Source organism: Actinokineospora guangxiensis (assembly GCF_042657845.1).
In the GTDB taxonomy this organism is placed as follows: domain Bacteria; phylum Actinomycetota; class Actinomycetes; order Mycobacteriales; family Pseudonocardiaceae; genus Actinokineospora; species Actinokineospora guangxiensis.
In genome coordinates this window covers 270,693-285,730 of the sequence record NZ_JBHSKF010000002.1, presented here as the reverse complement: position 1 = coordinate 285,730, position 15,038 = coordinate 270,693, and the positions used below count along the sequence as shown (strand labels likewise).

General features: G+C 73.5%; 13 protein-coding genes. 4 read left to right on the top strand and 9 right to left on the bottom strand.

The window, feature by feature from the left end:
- Positions 1 to 4 precede the first annotated feature (4 nt).
- Positions 5 to 982, bottom strand: coding sequence for a TauD/TfdA family dioxygenase (locus ACFPM7_RS05165; protein WP_378244356.1), 978 nt, complete (start codon positions 980 to 982; stop codon positions 5 to 7).
- Between the two features lie 148 nt (positions 983 to 1,130).
- Here ACFPM7_RS05165 and panD point away from each other — a divergent pair, with 148 nt between their 5' ends.
- From panD to ACFPM7_RS05145, 4 genes are all read left to right on the top strand, one after another.
- Positions 1,131 to 1,556 carry an aspartate 1-decarboxylase gene (gene panD / locus ACFPM7_RS05160; protein WP_378244354.1) on the top strand — a complete coding sequence of 142 codons (426 nt, stop codon included), beginning with the start codon at positions 1,131 to 1,133 and terminating at the stop codon, positions 1,554 to 1,556.
- 31 nt (positions 1,557 to 1,587) lie between these two features.
- On the top strand, positions 1,588 to 2,559 hold the full coding sequence (gene sbnA / locus ACFPM7_RS05155) for a 2,3-diaminopropionate biosynthesis protein SbnA (RefSeq protein WP_378244352.1): 972 nt from the start codon (positions 1,588 to 1,590) through the stop codon (positions 2,557 to 2,559).
- Positions 2,553 to 3,548: a 2,3-diaminopropionate biosynthesis protein SbnB gene (sbnB, locus tag ACFPM7_RS05150; RefSeq protein ID WP_378244350.1), complete on the top strand. Its 996-nt coding sequence runs from the start codon at positions 2,553 to 2,555 to the stop codon at positions 3,546 to 3,548. The genes sbnA and sbnB overlap by 7 nt, the downstream gene beginning before the upstream one ends.
- 199 nt (positions 3,549 to 3,747) lie before the next feature.
- Positions 3,748 to 4,146 (top strand): hypothetical protein, encoded by a 399-nt coding sequence (locus ACFPM7_RS05145; protein ID WP_378244348.1) that lies wholly within the window; start codon positions 3,748 to 3,750, stop codon positions 4,144 to 4,146.
- A 51-nt stretch (positions 4,147 to 4,197) separates the two neighbouring features.
- Here ACFPM7_RS05145 and ACFPM7_RS05140 read toward each other — a convergent pair whose 3' ends face one another.
- The 8 genes from ACFPM7_RS05140 to ectB are packed head-to-tail and all read right to left on the bottom strand — an operon-like array spanning position 4,198 to position 15,026.
- Positions 4,198 to 6,468, bottom strand: a complete 2,271-nt coding sequence (locus ACFPM7_RS05140; protein ID WP_378244346.1) for a lantibiotic dehydratase — start codon at positions 6,466 to 6,468, stop codon at positions 4,198 to 4,200.
- Positions 6,469 to 6,477: 9 nt separating this feature from the next.
- On the bottom strand, positions 6,478 to 6,738 hold the full coding sequence (locus ACFPM7_RS05135; RefSeq protein WP_378244344.1) for an acyl carrier protein: 261 nt from the start codon (positions 6,736 to 6,738) through the stop codon (positions 6,478 to 6,480).
- Entirely contained in the window at positions 6,735 to 7,700 is a 966-nt protein-coding gene (locus ACFPM7_RS05130) for a threonine ammonia-lyase (RefSeq protein ID WP_378244342.1), read from the bottom strand. Before ACFPM7_RS05130 ends, ACFPM7_RS05135 begins: the two co-directional genes overlap by 4 nt.
- Positions 7,697 to 9,172 carry an amino acid adenylation domain-containing protein gene (locus tag ACFPM7_RS05125; RefSeq protein ID WP_378244340.1) on the bottom strand — a complete coding sequence of 492 codons (1,476 nt, stop codon included), beginning with the start codon at positions 9,170 to 9,172 and terminating at the stop codon, positions 7,697 to 7,699. The genes ACFPM7_RS05130 and ACFPM7_RS05125 overlap by 4 nt, the downstream gene beginning before the upstream one ends.
- Entirely contained in the window at positions 9,172 to 11,511 is a 2,340-nt protein-coding gene (locus ACFPM7_RS05120; RefSeq protein WP_378244338.1) for a lantibiotic dehydratase, read from the bottom strand. Before ACFPM7_RS05120 ends, ACFPM7_RS05125 begins: the two co-directional genes overlap by 1 nt.
- 27 nt (positions 11,512 to 11,538) lie before the next feature.
- Entirely contained in the window at positions 11,539 to 12,753 is a 1,215-nt protein-coding gene (locus ACFPM7_RS05115) for an MFS transporter (RefSeq protein WP_378244336.1), read from the bottom strand.
- Positions 12,753 to 13,694 (bottom strand): ornithine carbamoyltransferase, encoded by a 942-nt coding sequence (locus ACFPM7_RS05110; protein ID WP_378244334.1) that lies wholly within the window; start codon positions 13,692 to 13,694, stop codon positions 12,753 to 12,755. The genes ACFPM7_RS05115 and ACFPM7_RS05110 overlap by 1 nt, the downstream gene beginning before the upstream one ends.
- A 30-nt stretch (positions 13,695 to 13,724) precedes the next feature.
- On the bottom strand, positions 13,725 to 15,026 hold the full coding sequence (gene ectB, locus ACFPM7_RS05105; protein ID WP_378244333.1) for a diaminobutyrate--2-oxoglutarate transaminase: 1,302 nt from the start codon (positions 15,024 to 15,026) through the stop codon (positions 13,725 to 13,727).
- Positions 15,027 to 15,038 lie beyond the last annotated feature (12 nt).

Sequence of the window (15,038 nt, the reverse complement as noted above, 5' to 3'; positions counted from 1 at the left end):
CGGCTCAGGACGCCGCGGGTTCGGCCGAGGACTCGGCCATCGCCACGGCGATGCGCCGCGGCCCGGTGAACGGCTCACGCGCGTGCGCGGCGAGCATGTTGTCGACAATCAGGATGTCGTCGGTCTCCCAGTCGAAGCGCGTCCACGCCGCCCGGTAGCAGGCGCGCAGGTGCGCCATGACCTCGTCGGGGATGACCCCGCCGTCGCCGTAGTAGGTGTTGGTGGGCAGCTCGTCGTCGTCGAACATCTCGCGCAGCCCGGCGCACATGTCCTCGCCCAGCGTGGTCACGTGCCAGAAGGTCATGTGGTTGAACCAGACGCGCTCGCCGGTCACCGGGTGGGTGTGCACAGCCTCGCGACGGGCGCGGGTGCGCAGGCCGTCGCGGCCCACCCACTCGACCTGCACGCCCGCGCGCTCGCAGTACGCGGCGACCTCGGCGCGGTCGGATGAGCCGAACGCCTCCTGCCACGGCACGCCGAAACCGGGGGTGAAGTTGCGCACGACCATCCAGCCGCGGCGCTCGAACTCCGCGCGCACGGCCGGGTCGATGAGGTCGTAGACCTTGCGCACGTCGGCCAGCGGGGTCGCGCCCTGCGTCTGGGGGGCGATCATGCAGTGGAAGAACAGCACCAGCGGCCAGTGCTTCTGGTAGGAGTTCTCGTTGTGCAGGAAGATCTCCTCGCTCGGCGGGTAGTCCGTCGAGGTGTAGACCTGCCCCTTGATGGTGCTGCGCGGTGAGCTGCGCTCGGCGTAGCTCAGCGGCGCGCCGGACACCGCGCGCACGACGTCGGCGAAGCCGTCCACGCCGCCGATGTCGAAGCCGCGCAACAGGACCGCGCCGTGCTCGCGCAGCCGCTGGCGCACGACGGGGCGCGCGTCGGAGAGGTAGGGGATCACGGGGGCGCCCGGCTCGGCGGCGGTGAGCACCACGGGCAGCGTGCGGCCCGTGCTCGCCTGCGGGGCGGTGGTCGTCGCGGTCATGCGGTCAGCGTGGTCCGCGGCAGGCCCCCGCACGAGAGAACAACCGGCACACCTGCGCTGCCGCCGTTGTTGCGTCTTCTTCTCTGCGCCCGGCGGCGGACCCCGGGGCAGGCTGATCACAACCGCCGGAGCGACCAAGGAGGCACGGGTGTTCCGCACGATGCTCAAATCGAAGATCCACCGGGCGACGGTGACCCAGGCGGACCTGCACTACGTGGGCTCGCTCACCATCGATGAGGACCTCATGGAGGCCGCCGACCTGCTTCCCGGTGAACAGATCGCCATTGTCGACATCGACAACGGAGCCCGCCTGGAGACCTACGTCATCCCCGGCCCGCGCGGCTCGGGGGTCATCGGGATCAACGGCGCCGCCGCCCGGCTCATCTCCCCCGGCGACCTGGTGATCATCATCAGCTACGTCGGCGTGGCCGAGGAGAAGGCGCGCGACCTGGTGCCCTCGGTGGTGATGGTCGACCGCGACAACAAGCCGATCCGGCTGACCGACGACCCGGCGGAGCCGGTCCCGGGCACCAACGGCGTGCGCGGGGACCTCCTGGCGGCGGCTCGTGTCTAGCGAGAGGCCTGCGGTGGGGGTGCTGGGCACCGTGGGCGGCACCCCCATCGTCGAGCTGGCCAAGCTGGACCCCGACGCCGGGTTCCGGGTGTACGCGAAGCTGGAGGCGCACAACCCGGGCGGCAGCATCAAGGACCGCTCGGCGCTGGAGATGCTGAGCGCGGCCATCCGCGGCGGTGACGTGGTGCCCGGCCGCACGGTGGTCGTGGAGTCCAGCTCCGGCAACCTCGGCATCGGCATGGCGCAGGCGTGCGCGTACCTGGGCGTGCGGTTCCGGTGCGTGGTGGACCCGCGCACCAACGCCCAGAACATCGCGATCATGCGGGCGCTGGGCGCCGAGGTCGAGGTCGTCACCGAGACCGACCCGGCCACCGGCGAGTACCTGCCCGTCCGCAAGCGCCGGGTGCGCGAGCTGCTGACCCTGCTGGACAGCGCCTACTGGCCCAACCAGTACGCCAACCCCGGCAACCCGCTGGCCCACCGCACCACGATGCGCGAGATCGCCGAGGCGGTGCCCGGCGGCGTGGACTACCTGTTCTGCGCCACCAGCTCCTGCGGCACCCTGCGCGGCTGCGCCGACTTCATCCGCGACCACCGGCTGCCCACGACCGTGGTCGCGGTGGACGCCGCGGGCAGCGCCATCTTCGCCCCGCCCACCGGCCCCCGCCTGATCCCCGGCCACGGCGCGGCCGTGCGGCCCGCCCTGCACCGCGACGGCATGGCCGACGCGGTGGTCATCGTCGACGACGTCGACTGCGTCGCGGGCTGCCGCAAACTGGCCGCCCGCGAGGCGATCCTGGCGGGCGGCTCCTCCGGGGCCGTCGTCGCCGCCCTCGCGGCGATGCGCGAGCGCATCCCCGACTCCGCCACGTGCGTGCTGATCCTGCCCGACCGCGGCGAGCGCTACCTGGACACGATCTACGACGACGAGTGGGTGGCCGAGCAGTTCGGCGACATCGCCCACCTGTGGAAGGAACCCGCCATGGAGGTGGCCCCATGCTGATCCTCGGCGCGGCCCAGGTCCGCCAGGCCCTCGACGGCGCGGAGGAGGAGGTCCTCTCCGCCGTCCGCGACGCCTACGTCCTGCACGCCGCGGGCCGGACCGTCGTGCCGCACTCGTCGTTCCTGCGCTTCCCCGACGACGACCGCAACCGGATCATCGCGCTGCCCGCCTACCTGGGCACCGAGTCGCCGATCGCCGGGATCAAGTGGATCTCGTCGTTCCCGGGCAACGTGGCCAACGGCCTGGAGCGCGCCTCGGCGGCGCTGATCCTGAACTCGATGGAGACCGGCCACCCGACCGCGCTGCTGGAGTCGTCCACGATCTCGGCCCGGCGCACCGCGGCGAGCGCGGCGCTGGCGGCGGCGGCACTGCCCGGCGGCGACACCGGGGTGGCGCTGGTCGGCTGCGGGGTCATCAACTTCGAGGTGCTGCGCTTCCTGCGGGTGACCGTTCCCACGCTGGAGACGGTGACGCTGTTCGACCTCTCCGGCGAGCGTTCCGAGGCGTTCGGCAGGCGGGTGGAGGAGGAGCTGGGCGGGCTGAAGGTGGAGATCGCGGACTCCCTCGGGTCCGCGCTGTCCGCCCACCGGCTGGTCAGCTTCGCGACCGTCGCGGGCGTTCCGCACACGGCCGCCGAGGCGTGCGCTCCGGGAACCCTGATCCTGCACGTGTCGCTGCGGGACCTGGAGGCGTCCACGATCCTGGGCGCGGTGAACGTGGTGGACGACGTCGACCACGTCTGCCGGGCGGCGACGTCGCTGCACCTGGCGGAGCAGCGCGTCGGGCACCGGGACTTCATCGACGCGAGCATCGGCGAACTGCTGGGCGGCTCGGTGTCGCTGGAGCGTGCGACCGACCGCCTGACGATCTTCTCGCCGTTCGGTCTCGGCGCACTGGACCTGGCCGTGGCCGCGGTGGTCCACCAGCGCGCGACGGACCTCGGCCTGGGCACCGACGTCCCCGACTTCCTGCTGCCTGAACTCCCGTAGCCAAACATCCCCGCGGCTGGGCGCCGTGCCAGGGTCACCTGACCCTGGCACGGCGCCCAGCCATGTCCGCGTGTTGCCGCTCGACCTGGGCGCGCTGGTCGGCGACATCCCTCTCCGCCGAAGACCTCTGCGTGACCGACGACCCCATCGGCGCCGCCGGCACGTGCCCTGACCCGGCCGCGCCCGTACCGTGGCCCTGATGACCCCCTTCGGCCGACGAGCCCGCCACGTCGACCCGACCCCGCTGGACGCGCGCTTGGCCGCCTTCGCGGGCCGGGTCGGCGCGCTGAGCGACGGAGCTGGGGCCGAGGGCCATCTGCTGCTGTCGCGGAACGTGGTCGCCGAGCACCCCGCGATGCTGTGGTGGAAGGTGCGCGGCACGCCACGTGAGGTGCTGTGCTGGGATGTCGTCATCGAGCGAGGACCCGGCTACATCGGTTACCTCCAAGGGGAGTACGAGGAAGCCGAAGCGCTGGACGAACTCCTGTGCTCGGCTTTCCGGCTGGCCTCTCGGGAGTACGTGATCACGTGGCTGAACGGGGACGACGCGAGAGAGGTCCGCGAAGCGCATTTCGCGCACCTCCGGTCACCGGCGTGACTGGGCGCCGGGTGTCCGGAGAGGACACCCGGCGCCCGGCCGAGAACCGATCTACCCCTCGTCGACCGCCACGAACCTCAGCTCCGCGGTGTAGGACTCCCCCGCGTCGTCGGTGAGCCAGGTCTGCTCCGGGGTCGGCAGCATCTCGGTGATCGTGATGACGCCCTCCGGGTCCTTCTTGACCAGCCTGCGCAGCGCCTTCGCCAGGATGTTCACGTAGACCGGGCTGTCGAAGTCCACGTAGAACGGCCGCGGCTCGGTCGGCAGGACGGCGAAGACGAACCGCGGCATCGCGTGCTCATCGCGCCACGCGCGGCCCAGGACGAAGCGCCTGGCCTCGTCCTTCGCCTCGGCGAAGCTCGCCCCCGAAGCCGGGAGGCGCCAGGTCTCGCGGGCGATGACCATCCGGTCCACCGTCACGCGCGGGGTGTGCGGCGCTTCCGGGAGGACCTCGAAGAGGTCCATCGCCAGGGTGGTCAGCACGTGGGAGAAGACGTCCACGGCGGCGAACCGCTCGCCGTCGGGCAGGACCACCGCCAGGTCGCCGTCCACGTCGATGACCTCGACGTCCGCGCTGCGCACCGTGCGGGGCCTCGTCGGGTCGGCGGTGAAGTCGACCAGGGCCAGGTAGTAGTCCTCCGGGCGGACGAGGGTGTGGCGGATGCGGGCGGACAGGCGGGAGCGGTGCTCCTTGGGCAGCAGCGGCATCAGGCGCGCGCCCGGGTGGTCGCGGCCGGTCAGCTCCAGCAGCTCGGCGGGCTTCGGGTGCTGGTTGACGAACAGCGACGCGCCGATGGTGTTGCTGGCCAGGTGCAGTTCGCCGAGGACCAGCTCGAAGTTGCCCAGGGCGACCGCTTCCGGACCGGTGGCGGCGATCATGATGTCCGGGCTGAGGTAGCGGGCCGTCGTCCAGGCCTTGCCGGGCGGGCCGAAGTAGGCGCGCACGCCGTCGGCGACGGTGGACAGGGAGCGGTGGACGCGGTCGATGTCCGGTTCGGGGGTGAGGATGCGGCGCCAGCGGTCCTGGAACTCCCGGCGCAGGCCCTCGGCCTCGGCGCCCGCGTGGCCGTGCAGGATCGGCATGCAGGCGAACCAGAACTCGGCCAGGTTCACCGGGCCGCGGGCGGCCAGGGTCGTGAAGACGCCGCGGGCACGGGCCATGACGGCGGCGGCGAGGCGGGAGGTGAGCCAGCCCGCGCTGTCCAGCAGGGGTTCCAGCGGCGCCAGCGCGTCGAGCACGCCGCCGCCGAGGCGGGCGGTCGCCGCCCGGCGCGAGTCGGCGTAGACGAGGGCGCGGCACGGGGCGGTGCCCGTCGACTTCTCCCGGACGGCGGCGGTGTCGGTCAGCGCGACGAACCGCTGTTCCAGCGCGGTCAGCGCCTCGACCAGCTCGTCCGGACCGCACGCGGCGGCCACGGCGTCGCGGCCCCGTTCCAGCTCGTCCAGGGCGCTCAGGCCGCGGGTGCGCAGCTCGTCGTCGCCCACGGTGCAGAGCCAGGCGCGCAGGCCGCGCTCCGGTCGGGCGTCGGCGGGGATCTCCAGCCGCCAGTGGGCCCAGCGCTTCTTGACCAGCTCGGCCAGAGTCGCGGGGATGTCCAGTTCGGGCAGCGCCTCGGCGATCGCCCGCGCCGGGCGGACGCCGTCGCAGAGGTCCAGCACGGCCAGCTGCGCGGGTGTCGCGGGCTGCGGCGGCCTGCCGGGGACGATGACGGTGTCCCCGTCGCGGCGGATGAACGGCACGCGCCGGGGCGCGGTCCACGACGGCACCGCCGGGTCGGCGGCGATGGTGGCGGCCAGGGTGTCGATCGCCCAGCTGGCGAAGTACACCTCGGTGCCCGCGAGCAGCCCCTCGCCGGGGTCGACGGCCAGCCCGGCCGTCGACAGGTCCCAGCGGCCCCACCCGACCGGCCCGAAGAAGCCGATCGTGTCGTTCTTCACGCAGAACCGCTGCCAGTAGTGCGCCACCAGCTCCTCGCGCTGGCGCGGCATGCTGCTGCGCCCCTTGTCCGGCGTCCACGCCAGGAACGGCTTGATGCCCGAGCTGAGCACCGGCCGGTTCTGCCAGGCCACCGCCTCGCGGAAGTCCGGCCGGGCGGCGATGCTGAGCAGCTCGTGTGCTGTGTCGGTGGCGGCGGCGGTGAACTGCGCGCTGAACTCGGCCCACTCGGGCGTTGCCGGGTCGGCAGGATCGGCTTTGTCGGCTGCCTCGGCCAGCCCGTCCGGGGCCAGTCGCAGCACCCCGGCGGCCGGGAACCCGGCGCCGCGCAGTGCGAACTGGTCCCACAGCCGCCAGCGCGCGCCCAGCTTCGGTGTCTGGTCCACGCCCGCCCCCTATGCTCGTGCGAAATCGGTGTCGACGACGTCCGCCAGGTCGGCGGGCGACGGGTAGGCGAAGACCAGCGCCACGGGCACCTCGACGCCCAGCGCCTCCTCCAGCCGAGCGGTGATCTGGAACGCGGTGAGCGAGTCGCCGCCCGCCTCGTAGAAGTCGCTGTCGGCGTCCAGACCGGCATCGCCCAGGGTCTCGCGGTAGATGTCGACCAGCAGGTCGACGGTGGCGACGTCGGTGGCGAGCTTCTCGGTGGTGGTCATGCGAACTCCTTCTCGGTGGGGACTCTGTGGACTGGCAGGTGGGTCTTGGCCGCGACGGCCAGGGCCTCGGCCGTGTTGCCGCCGGAGACCACCGCGGCGGCGGTTCCCCGCCAGCCGGCGCGCAGCGCGCCCGCCAGGGCGACCGCGCCGCTGGGCTCGGCCGCGACGCCACGGCGGGCCAGCCGGTCTCGGGCGGCGACGATCTCGGCGTCCGACACGGCGACCAGCTCGTCGACGCGGGCGCGGATGACGGGGTAGGTGAGCAGGCCGGGCTGCTGGCCGCGCAGCCCGTCGGCGACGGTGCGGCTCGGTGGCAGCCGCACGGGTCCGCCTTCGGCGAAGGACCGGGCGTACCGGTTGGCGTTCTCCGGCTCGACGCCGACGACGCGCACCGGCAGGTCGCGCACGGCCAGGCAGACCCCGGCCAGCAGACCGCCGCCGCCGGTCGGCACGAAGATCGTCGCGACGTCGGGGGCGTCGGTGAGGACCTCCAGGCCGACGGTGCCCTGACCGGCGATGATCAGCTCGTCGTCGGAGGACGGCACGAACACCGCGCCGGTCTCCTCGGCCAGCTCCCGCGCCCTGCGGTCGCGTTCGGCGACCCCGCCCGCGACGGTGATCGTGCGCCCGCCGAGGGCGTGGATGAGGTCGGATTTCGCCGTGCTGGCCCCGGCCGCCATGACGACGGTGACCGGCACGCCCAGCGGCGCGGCCATCGTGGCCAGGGCGATCCCGTGGTTGCCCGATGACCCGGTGACGAACGCCCGCGCCCCGAGGGCGAGCACGGCGTTGGCCGCGCCGCGCAGCTTGAACGAGCCGCCGCGCTGGCGGTGCTCGCCCTTGAGCCACAGGCCGGGCAGGTCGGGGTCGGCGAGCAGGGGTGTCCTGCGCACGTGGCCGGTGATGCGGCGCGCGGCGGTGCGCACGTCCCCCGGCCCCAGACCGGTGATGGCGGCCGTCATGGTCCCCCGCTTCCGCTCAGGGCGCGGCGGTCGGTCTTGCCGCTGCGCGTGGTGGGCAGTTCGGCGAGCCGGACGAACCGGCGCGGCATGAGGTGCGGGGGCAGCGACGCGGCCAGGTGCGCGCGCAGCGCGCCGTCGGTGGCCCCGCCGCAGTCGCCCGCGACGTGCGCGGTGAGGAACACCCGGCCCCGGTCGTCGTGCTCGGCGCTGACCACCGCGCCGAGCACGCCGGGGTGGGTGAGCAGCGCGCCCTCCACCTCGGCCGGGTCGACCCGGTAGCCGCGGATCTTGACCTGGCGGTCGCCGCGGCCGAGGAAGTGCAGCCCGCCCGGTCCCCACCGGGCGAGGTCGCCGGTGCGGTAGAGCCGCGCGCCCGGCGGCCCGTGCGGGTCGGGGACGAAGCGCTCCGCGGTGCGCCCGGCCAGCCCGTGGTAGCCGCGGGCCACCCCGGCCCCGCCGATGTAGACCTCGCCGACGTCGCCGTCGGCGACCGGTTCCAGGTCCTCGCCGAGCACCCGCACGACGACCCCGCCGACCGGCTCACCGACGATGTCGACCTCCAGTTCGGGGTCGGCAGGCACGCGGAAGCGCGTCGAGGTCATCGTGGCTTCGGTGGGCCCGTACTGGTTGACCAGCTCGCCGGGCACCAGCGCCCGCCCGCCCGCCGACAGGAACGGCCGCAGCGACTCGCCGCTGGAGACCACCAGCCGCATCCCGCCCAGCAGCGCGGCCGGGTCGGGCTGCCCGGCCAGGAACGACAGGAACGACGGCGTGGTGCTCAGGATCGTGTCCACCCCGTGCCGGGCGACGGCGGCGCCGAACTCGGCGGGCCGCAGCAGCGCCGAGCGCGGCAGCAGCACCAGGCGCCCGCCCGCCAGCAGCGGCGCGAACGTGTCCCGGATGGAGGCGTCGTAGCCCATCGGCGCCATCTGGACTGCCACGGTGTGCGGGCCGAGCCCGTAGTCGGCGGCGATGAACCGCAGGTAGGAGTCCAGGCCGCGGTGCTCGATGAGCACCGGGCTCGGCTCGCCGGTCGAGCCGGAGGTGTGGCTGACGTAGGCGAGGCCGTCCGGTCGCGGGGACGGGAAGTCCCCCGGCCAGTCCCCGGTGTCGCCCACCAGCACCGGCGGAGCGGCAATGGGCAGGTCGACCGTTGTGCCGTCGGCGGTGACCAGCAGGCTCGCTCCCCCGCTGCGCACCAGCCCGGCCAGCCGGGCGGCGGGCTGGCTGGTGTCGAGGGTGAGGAACGCCGCCCCGGCCCTGGTGATCGCGGCGACCGCGACGACCGCGTCCACGCCCCGGTCCACCGCGACCGCGACCACCTTCTCCGGGCCGGCCCCGCGTGCCGCGAGCGCGCGGGCCAGGGAGTCGATCCGGGCGGACAGCTCGCCGTAGGTGACGTCGCCGTCCTCTGTGGACAGGGCGATCGCGTCGGGCGGGTGCCCGGCGATGGTGTCGGCGTAGGTGTCCATCAGGACCCCTCCACCGCGGCGGACTCGACGGCGGTCTGGTCGACGGCGACGAAGCGCAGCTCGCTGGTGTACTTCTGGCCCTCGTCGTCGGTCAGCCACGCCTGCTCGGGGTTGGGCAGCATCTCCGAGAAGGTGATCTTCGCGGCCGGGTCCTTGCGGGCCAGCCTGCGGATCGCCTTGGACAGGATGGTGATGTAGATCGGGTTGTCGAAGTCGACGTAGAACGGGCGCGGCTCGGTCGGCGAGACGGCGAAGACGTAGCGGGGCAGCTCCAGCGCGTTCTGCCAGTGCCGGGCCCGGACGAACCGCTTGGCCTCGGACTTCTCCTCGGTGAAGTCCAGCTCCGAGGCCGTCACCCGCCAGGTCTCGCGGGCCACCACGACCCGGTCGATGGTGATGCGCGGCGAGTGGTCGGCGGCGGGGCGCAGCGTGAAGCGGTCCATCACCCGGTGGGTCATGGCGTTGGCGTAGGCGTCGAGGACGTCGAACTCCGCGCCGTCGGGCAGCACGGCGACCAGCTTGTCGCCGCGCTCCTCCACGGCCACGTCGCCGCTGAGCACGGTGCGCGGGCGGTGCGGGTCGGTGGTGTGGTCGACCATCGCGACGTAGTAGTCCTCGGGGCGGTCCAGCGACGGCCTGCTGCGCGCCGACCACTTCAGCGGCAGCTCCTTGGGCAGCATCGGCAGCAGCCGCGGCGTCGGGAAGTCCTGGGCGGTCTCCTCGGCGAGCAGGTGCCGCTCGGGGTGCTGGTGGACGAACAGCGAAGCGCCCATGGTGTTGAGCGCGCAGTGCATCTCGCCGAGCACCAGCTCGAACTCCCCGCGCGCCACCGCCTCGGCGTCCTCGGCGAGCACCAGCAGGTCGGGGCTGAAGTAGCGGGACAGCGACCACCCCGCGCCGGGCTCGCCGAACTCCTCGCGCACCTTCGCGGCGATGTCGGCCGAGGAGATCCGCACCCGGCTCGGGCCGGACGGCACGTCCAGGATGCGGGCCCACTTCGCCCGCAGCTCGTCCTGGATGGCGTCCATGTCGGCGATGGAGGCCGCGTGCGGGGTGGGCAGGCACTCGAACCACAGCGACGCCAGGTCGACCGAGCCGCGCCGCGCCAGCACCGTGTCGTAGGCCTCGCGCACCCGGGCGCCGATGACCGCGCCGAAGCGGTTGGTCATCCAGCGGGCCGCCGTCAGGCACATCTGCAGCGGGGTCAGCTCGTCCAGCACGGCGCGGCCGAGGGTGGCGGTGGCCGCGCGGGTGCAGTCGGAGTAGACCAGCGCGCGGCAGGGCGCGGTGCGCTGGCCCTTGGCGCGCTGGGCCTCGGTGGCGGTGATGTCGGCGAAGTCGTTCTCCAGTGCGGTGAGCGCGGCGATCAGCGCTTTGGCGTCCTGTCCCGCGGCGGCGACGGCGGCGCGCCCGGCCTCCAGGGCGTCGAGCTTGGCCAGCGCGGCGGCCTTGACCGGCTCGTCGCCGACGCGCTCGATGATGGCCCGCAGCTCGCGCTCGGGGTAGGTCGCCGAGGGCACCTCCAGTCGCCAGTGCGCCCAGCGCTTCTGCACCAGGAACCGCACGGTCTCGACCACGTCGTCGCTCTCGCGGCCGAGCGCGGCGGCGATGGCGGGCACCGGCCGGGTGCCGTCGCACAGCTCCAGGACGGCGCGCGCGTCGGCGGGGATGTCCTGGGCGGGCCTGCCGGGCACGGCGATCTGGTCGCCGTCGAAGCGGGCGAAGGACACCCGCCGCGGCGGCACCCAGGCCCGGAACGCCGGGTCCGCGTCGAGGACCTTGGCGAGCGCGTCGATGGCCCAGCTGGCGAAGTACACCTGCGAGCCGGACAGGAAGCCGGTCGAGCCCGGGTCGATGGACAGGCCGTCGGCGGAGAGGTCCCAGCGGCCCCAGCCGACGGGACCGAAGAAGCCGATCGTGTCGTTCTTCACGCAGAACCGCTGCCAGTAGTGCGCCACCAGCTCCTCGCGCTGGCGCGGCATGCTGCTGCGCGCCTTGTCCGGCGTCCACGCGAGGAAGGAGGCGATGCCGGTGTCGAGGACGGCGCGGTTCTGCCAGGCGACGGCGGCCTGGAAGCGCGGCTGGGCCGCGATCCCCTGCAGCTGCACGGCGGTGCGCACGGCGGCGGCCTCGAACTCCTCGGCGAACTCGTCCCAGTCCGCGCCCGCGAGCTTGTCCTCCTCGCCGAACTTGTCCGCGGCGAGGGCCAGGCCCGGCGGGACGATGCGCAGCACGCCGTCGGCGGGGAAGCCAGGGCCGCGCAGGGCGAACTGCTCCCAGAGCCGCCAGCCCCCGTCGGGCAGCAGAACGGGTTCCTTCTTCTCGGGTGTGTCAGGCATGGCGAGCACCTTCCGGATGCGGTGGGGTCAGCCCGCGCGGGCGGCGACGGGGGCGGCGGGCGGGGGCGCCGCCTCGGGGGTGAGCTGGCGCAGGGCCAGGATGGCGTTGACGGAGGCGAGGCTGGCCAGGGTGGCGATCAGCACGACGGTGGCGGTGATGCCGAGCCCGTCGGTGAGCAGACCGGCGGTCAGGAAGCCGAGCGGACCGGCCAGGCCGCTCAGCGTGATCACCGACTGCAGCACCTTCGGCCGGTAGTCGGCGGGCACGCGGGCGGTCAGGATCGCGAAGAACGGGGCGTTGGACACCGGCACCGCGGCCGAGGCGACCGCGACGGCGGCCATCAGCACCCACACCGGCACGTCCGGCACGAGCAGCCACAGCGGCAGGGCCATCGCCGTCATCGCGACCAGCACGAGCGTCTTGGGTTCGACCTTCGTGGCCACCGCGATGGCTATCAGCGACCCGGCGAGCGCACCGGCCCCGGACGCCGACAGCAGCAGCCCGCCGAGCTGGGCGTCGCCGTCGAAGCGCTGGAAGGCCAGCAGCGGCAGCGCGATCGCCAGCACCCGCAGGACGAAACCGTAGGTGATGGTGGACAGCACGGCCTTGCGCAGGAACCCGTCGGCGTGGATGTGCTTGAGCCCGGCGAGCACCCCCGGCGGACCGGAGCGCGTGGCGGTGCCGTGCATGCGCGGCACCAGCAGGAGCAGCAGGGCCGACAGCGCGAAGGTGCCCGTGTCCAGCCACAGCACGGCGGGCGCTCCGAGGAAGGCGATCAGCGCGCCCGCGGTGGCGGGCCCGGCGAACGCGGCGATGTTGACCGCGCCCTCCAGGATGCTGTTGGCCCTGGCCATGCCGCGCGGGTCGTCGCCGATCAGCTCGGTGGCGAGCACGCGCTGCGCGGCGTAGTAGGGCACCCCGAAGACGCCGAGCACCGCGACGATCGCCAGCAGCAGCGGGTAGCTGAGCAGGTCCATGCCGTGCAGCAGCGGCACGAGCGCGATCAGCGGGGCGCGCACGGCGTCGCCGACGAGCATCGTGCGGTGCGCGCCGAAGCGCTGGATCACCTCGCCGCCGAGGAAGCCGAGCAGGGCGATCGGCAGCACCTGCACCGCGAACACCAGCCCGGTCTTGGTGGCCGACCCGGAGGTCTCCAGCACCAGCCACGGCAGGGCGAGCATCGTCATCTGCGTGCCGAACGCGGACACCGCGCCCGCGGTCAGCAGCGCGCGCAAGCCCATCACCGCGGACCTCCCGCGCACCACTCCAGCACCGCGCGGGCGGAGTGGTACTTGTTCTCGGCCTGGGCGAAGGCGGCGCTGGCCGGGCCGTCGAGCACCTCGGCGGTGACCTCCTCGCCGCGGTGGGCGGGCAGGTCGTGCAGGAACACCGCGCCGGGGCAGCGGTCCATCAGCGCCTGGTTCACCTGGAACGGCGCGAACACCGCGCGCCAGTCCGGGGTGGGCTTGACGGTGCCGGTGGTCTGCCAGCGGGTCGTGTAGACGACGTCCACCTCAGGCAGGTCGTCCACGTCGTGGCGCTCCTCGACGGTGGATTCGGCGCGCTTGGCGTGGATCTGGGCGCGGTGCAGGTAGTCGGGCTCCAGGCCGTAGCCGGGCGGCGTGCGCAGGTGCAGCTCGGTGCCCGGGAAGCGGCTGAGGCCGAGCGCGAGCGCGGAGGCGGTGTTGTTGCCCTCGCCCACGTACAGCACGCGCAGGCCGTCGACCGAGCCGAAGCGGCGGGTCAGCGTGGTGAGGTCGGTGAGCCCCTGCGTGGGGTGCTCCCCGGCGCTCATCGCGTTGATGACGGCCATACGGTCCTGGTTGGCGTAGGCGCGCAGCTCCGCCTCCGGCCCGGCGGTGCGGGCGACGAGCACGTCGAGCATCCCGGCCAGCACCTGGCCGGTGTCGTCCACGGTCTCGCCGGTGTTCTCCTGCAGGTCGCCGGGACCGTAGGTGATCAGCTTGGCGCCCAGGCGCAGCGCTCCCGCCGAGAACGCGGTCCGGGTGCGGGTGGAGGTCTTGCGGAACAACACCCCCACGATCAAGTCTTCCAGGGCGCGTTCGCGCGGCGGGCGGACGTGGTCCAAGGACCCCGCGGAGTAGTCCGCGCCGCGGTTGACGATCCAGCGCAGATCGTCCTCGCTGAGGTCGTCGAGCGAGATGAGGTGCCTGCGGCCCATCGCCGCCTCCTTACGGGTTCGCCGGGGTGCTCACGCCGACCAGAGGGCCGCGCGCAGGATGTCCACGCCGCGGTCGAGCCGGGCGATGTCGATGTTGACCGGGGGCAGCAGCTTGATGACCTCGTCGTCGCGCCCGCACAGCTCCACGATCAGGCCGTGCTCGAAGGCGTAGCGCTGCACGCGGTCGGCGCGCTCGGCCCCGCCCGCCGCGCCCAGGTCCAGGCCCAGCGCCATGCCGCGGCCGCGGGTGACGATCTCCGGGTGGGTCTGGGCCAGCTCGGTGCGGAAGCGCTCCAGCCTGCGGCTGGCCACCGCGAGGTCGGTGCGGAACTTGGTGCTCTGCCACAGCTCGATGGCCGCGGTGGCGGCGACGAAGCCCAGCTGGTTGCCGCGGAAGGTGCCGGTGTGCTCGCCGGGCTCCCACACGTCCAGTCCGCGCTTGAACAGCGTCAGCGACACCGGCAGGCCGATCCCGCCGAGGGACTTCGACAGCGTGACGACGTCCGGGACGATCCCGGCGTGCTCGAAGCAGAAGAAGCGGCCGGTGCGCCCGCAGCCGGACTGGATCTCGTCCACGATCAGCAGCACGCCGTGCTTCTCGGTGACCTCGCGCAGCGCGCGCAGCCACTCCCGGGACGCCGGGTAGACCCCGCCCTCCATCTGCATCGGCTCGACGATCACCGCGGCGGGCTTCTCCACCCCCGACGACGGGTCGTTGAGGTAGCGCTCGATCAGGCCGATGGAGTCGAACGCGCCCGCCGGGCCGTCCTCGAACGGGATGAAGGTGACCTCGCCGGGGCCGACGCCGCCCGCGCGGCGGGCGCGCAGGCTGCCGGTCGCGGCCAGTGAGCCGCGCGACATGCCGTGGTAGGCGCCGGTGAAGGCGAAGATCCCGCGCCTGCCGGTGGCCTTGCGGGCCACCTTCAGCGCCGCCTCGACCGCGTCGGTGCCGGTCGGCCCGCAGAACTGGATCTTGTAGTCCAGCCCGCGCGGGCGCAGCACCACATCGTTGACCGTGCGCAGGAACTCGCGCTTGGCCGCGGTGTGCATGTCCAGGCCGTGCATGATGCCGTCGGCGGCCAGGTACTCCTGCACCTTCGCCTTGATGGTGGCGTTGTTGTGGCCGTAGTTGAGGCTGCCCGCCCCGCAGAAGAAGTCGATGTAGCGGCGGCCGTCCTCGGAGAACAGGTCAGCGCCGACCGCGCGGTGGAACACCACCGGGAACTTGCGGCAGTAGGTGCGGACCTCGGACTCCAGGTCCTCGAAGACGGTGAAGTCGATGGCGGACGCGCCGGGGGTGACGGGCGCGACCGGGTCGGCGGCGAGAGTCATGGTGGTCTCCTT

Coding starts and splice junctions, on each gene's coding strand:
- ACFPM7_RS05165 (WP_378244356.1), bottom strand. CDS start 982: ATGACCGCGACGACCACCGCCCCGCAGGCGAGCACGGGCCGCACGCTG.
- sbnB (WP_378244350.1), top strand. CDS start 2,553: ATGCTGATCCTCGGCGCGGCCCAGGTCCGCCAGGCCCTCGACGGCGCG.
- ACFPM7_RS05145 (WP_378244348.1), top strand. CDS start 3,748: ATGACCCCCTTCGGCCGACGAGCCCGCCACGTCGACCCGACCCCGCTG.
- ACFPM7_RS05135 (WP_378244344.1), bottom strand. CDS start 6,738: ATGACCACCACCGAGAAGCTCGCCACCGACGTCGCCACCGTCGACCTG.
- ACFPM7_RS05130 (WP_378244342.1), bottom strand. CDS start 7,700: ATGACGGCCGCCATCACCGGTCTGGGGCCGGGGGACGTGCGCACCGCC.
- ACFPM7_RS05125 (WP_378244340.1), bottom strand. CDS start 9,172: ATGGACACCTACGCCGACACCATCGCCGGGCACCCGCCCGACGCGATC.
- ACFPM7_RS05120 (WP_378244338.1), bottom strand. CDS start 11,511: ATGCCTGACACACCCGAGAAGAAGGAACCCGTTCTGCTGCCCGACGGG.
- ACFPM7_RS05115 (WP_378244336.1), bottom strand. CDS start 12,753: ATGGGCTTGCGCGCGCTGCTGACCGCGGGCGCGGTGTCCGCGTTCGGC.
- ACFPM7_RS05110 (WP_378244334.1), bottom strand. CDS start 13,694: ATGGGCCGCAGGCACCTCATCTCGCTCGACGACCTCAGCGAGGACGAT.
- ectB (WP_378244333.1), bottom strand. CDS start 15,026: ATGACTCTCGCCGCCGACCCGGTCGCGCCCGTCACCCCCGGCGCGTCC.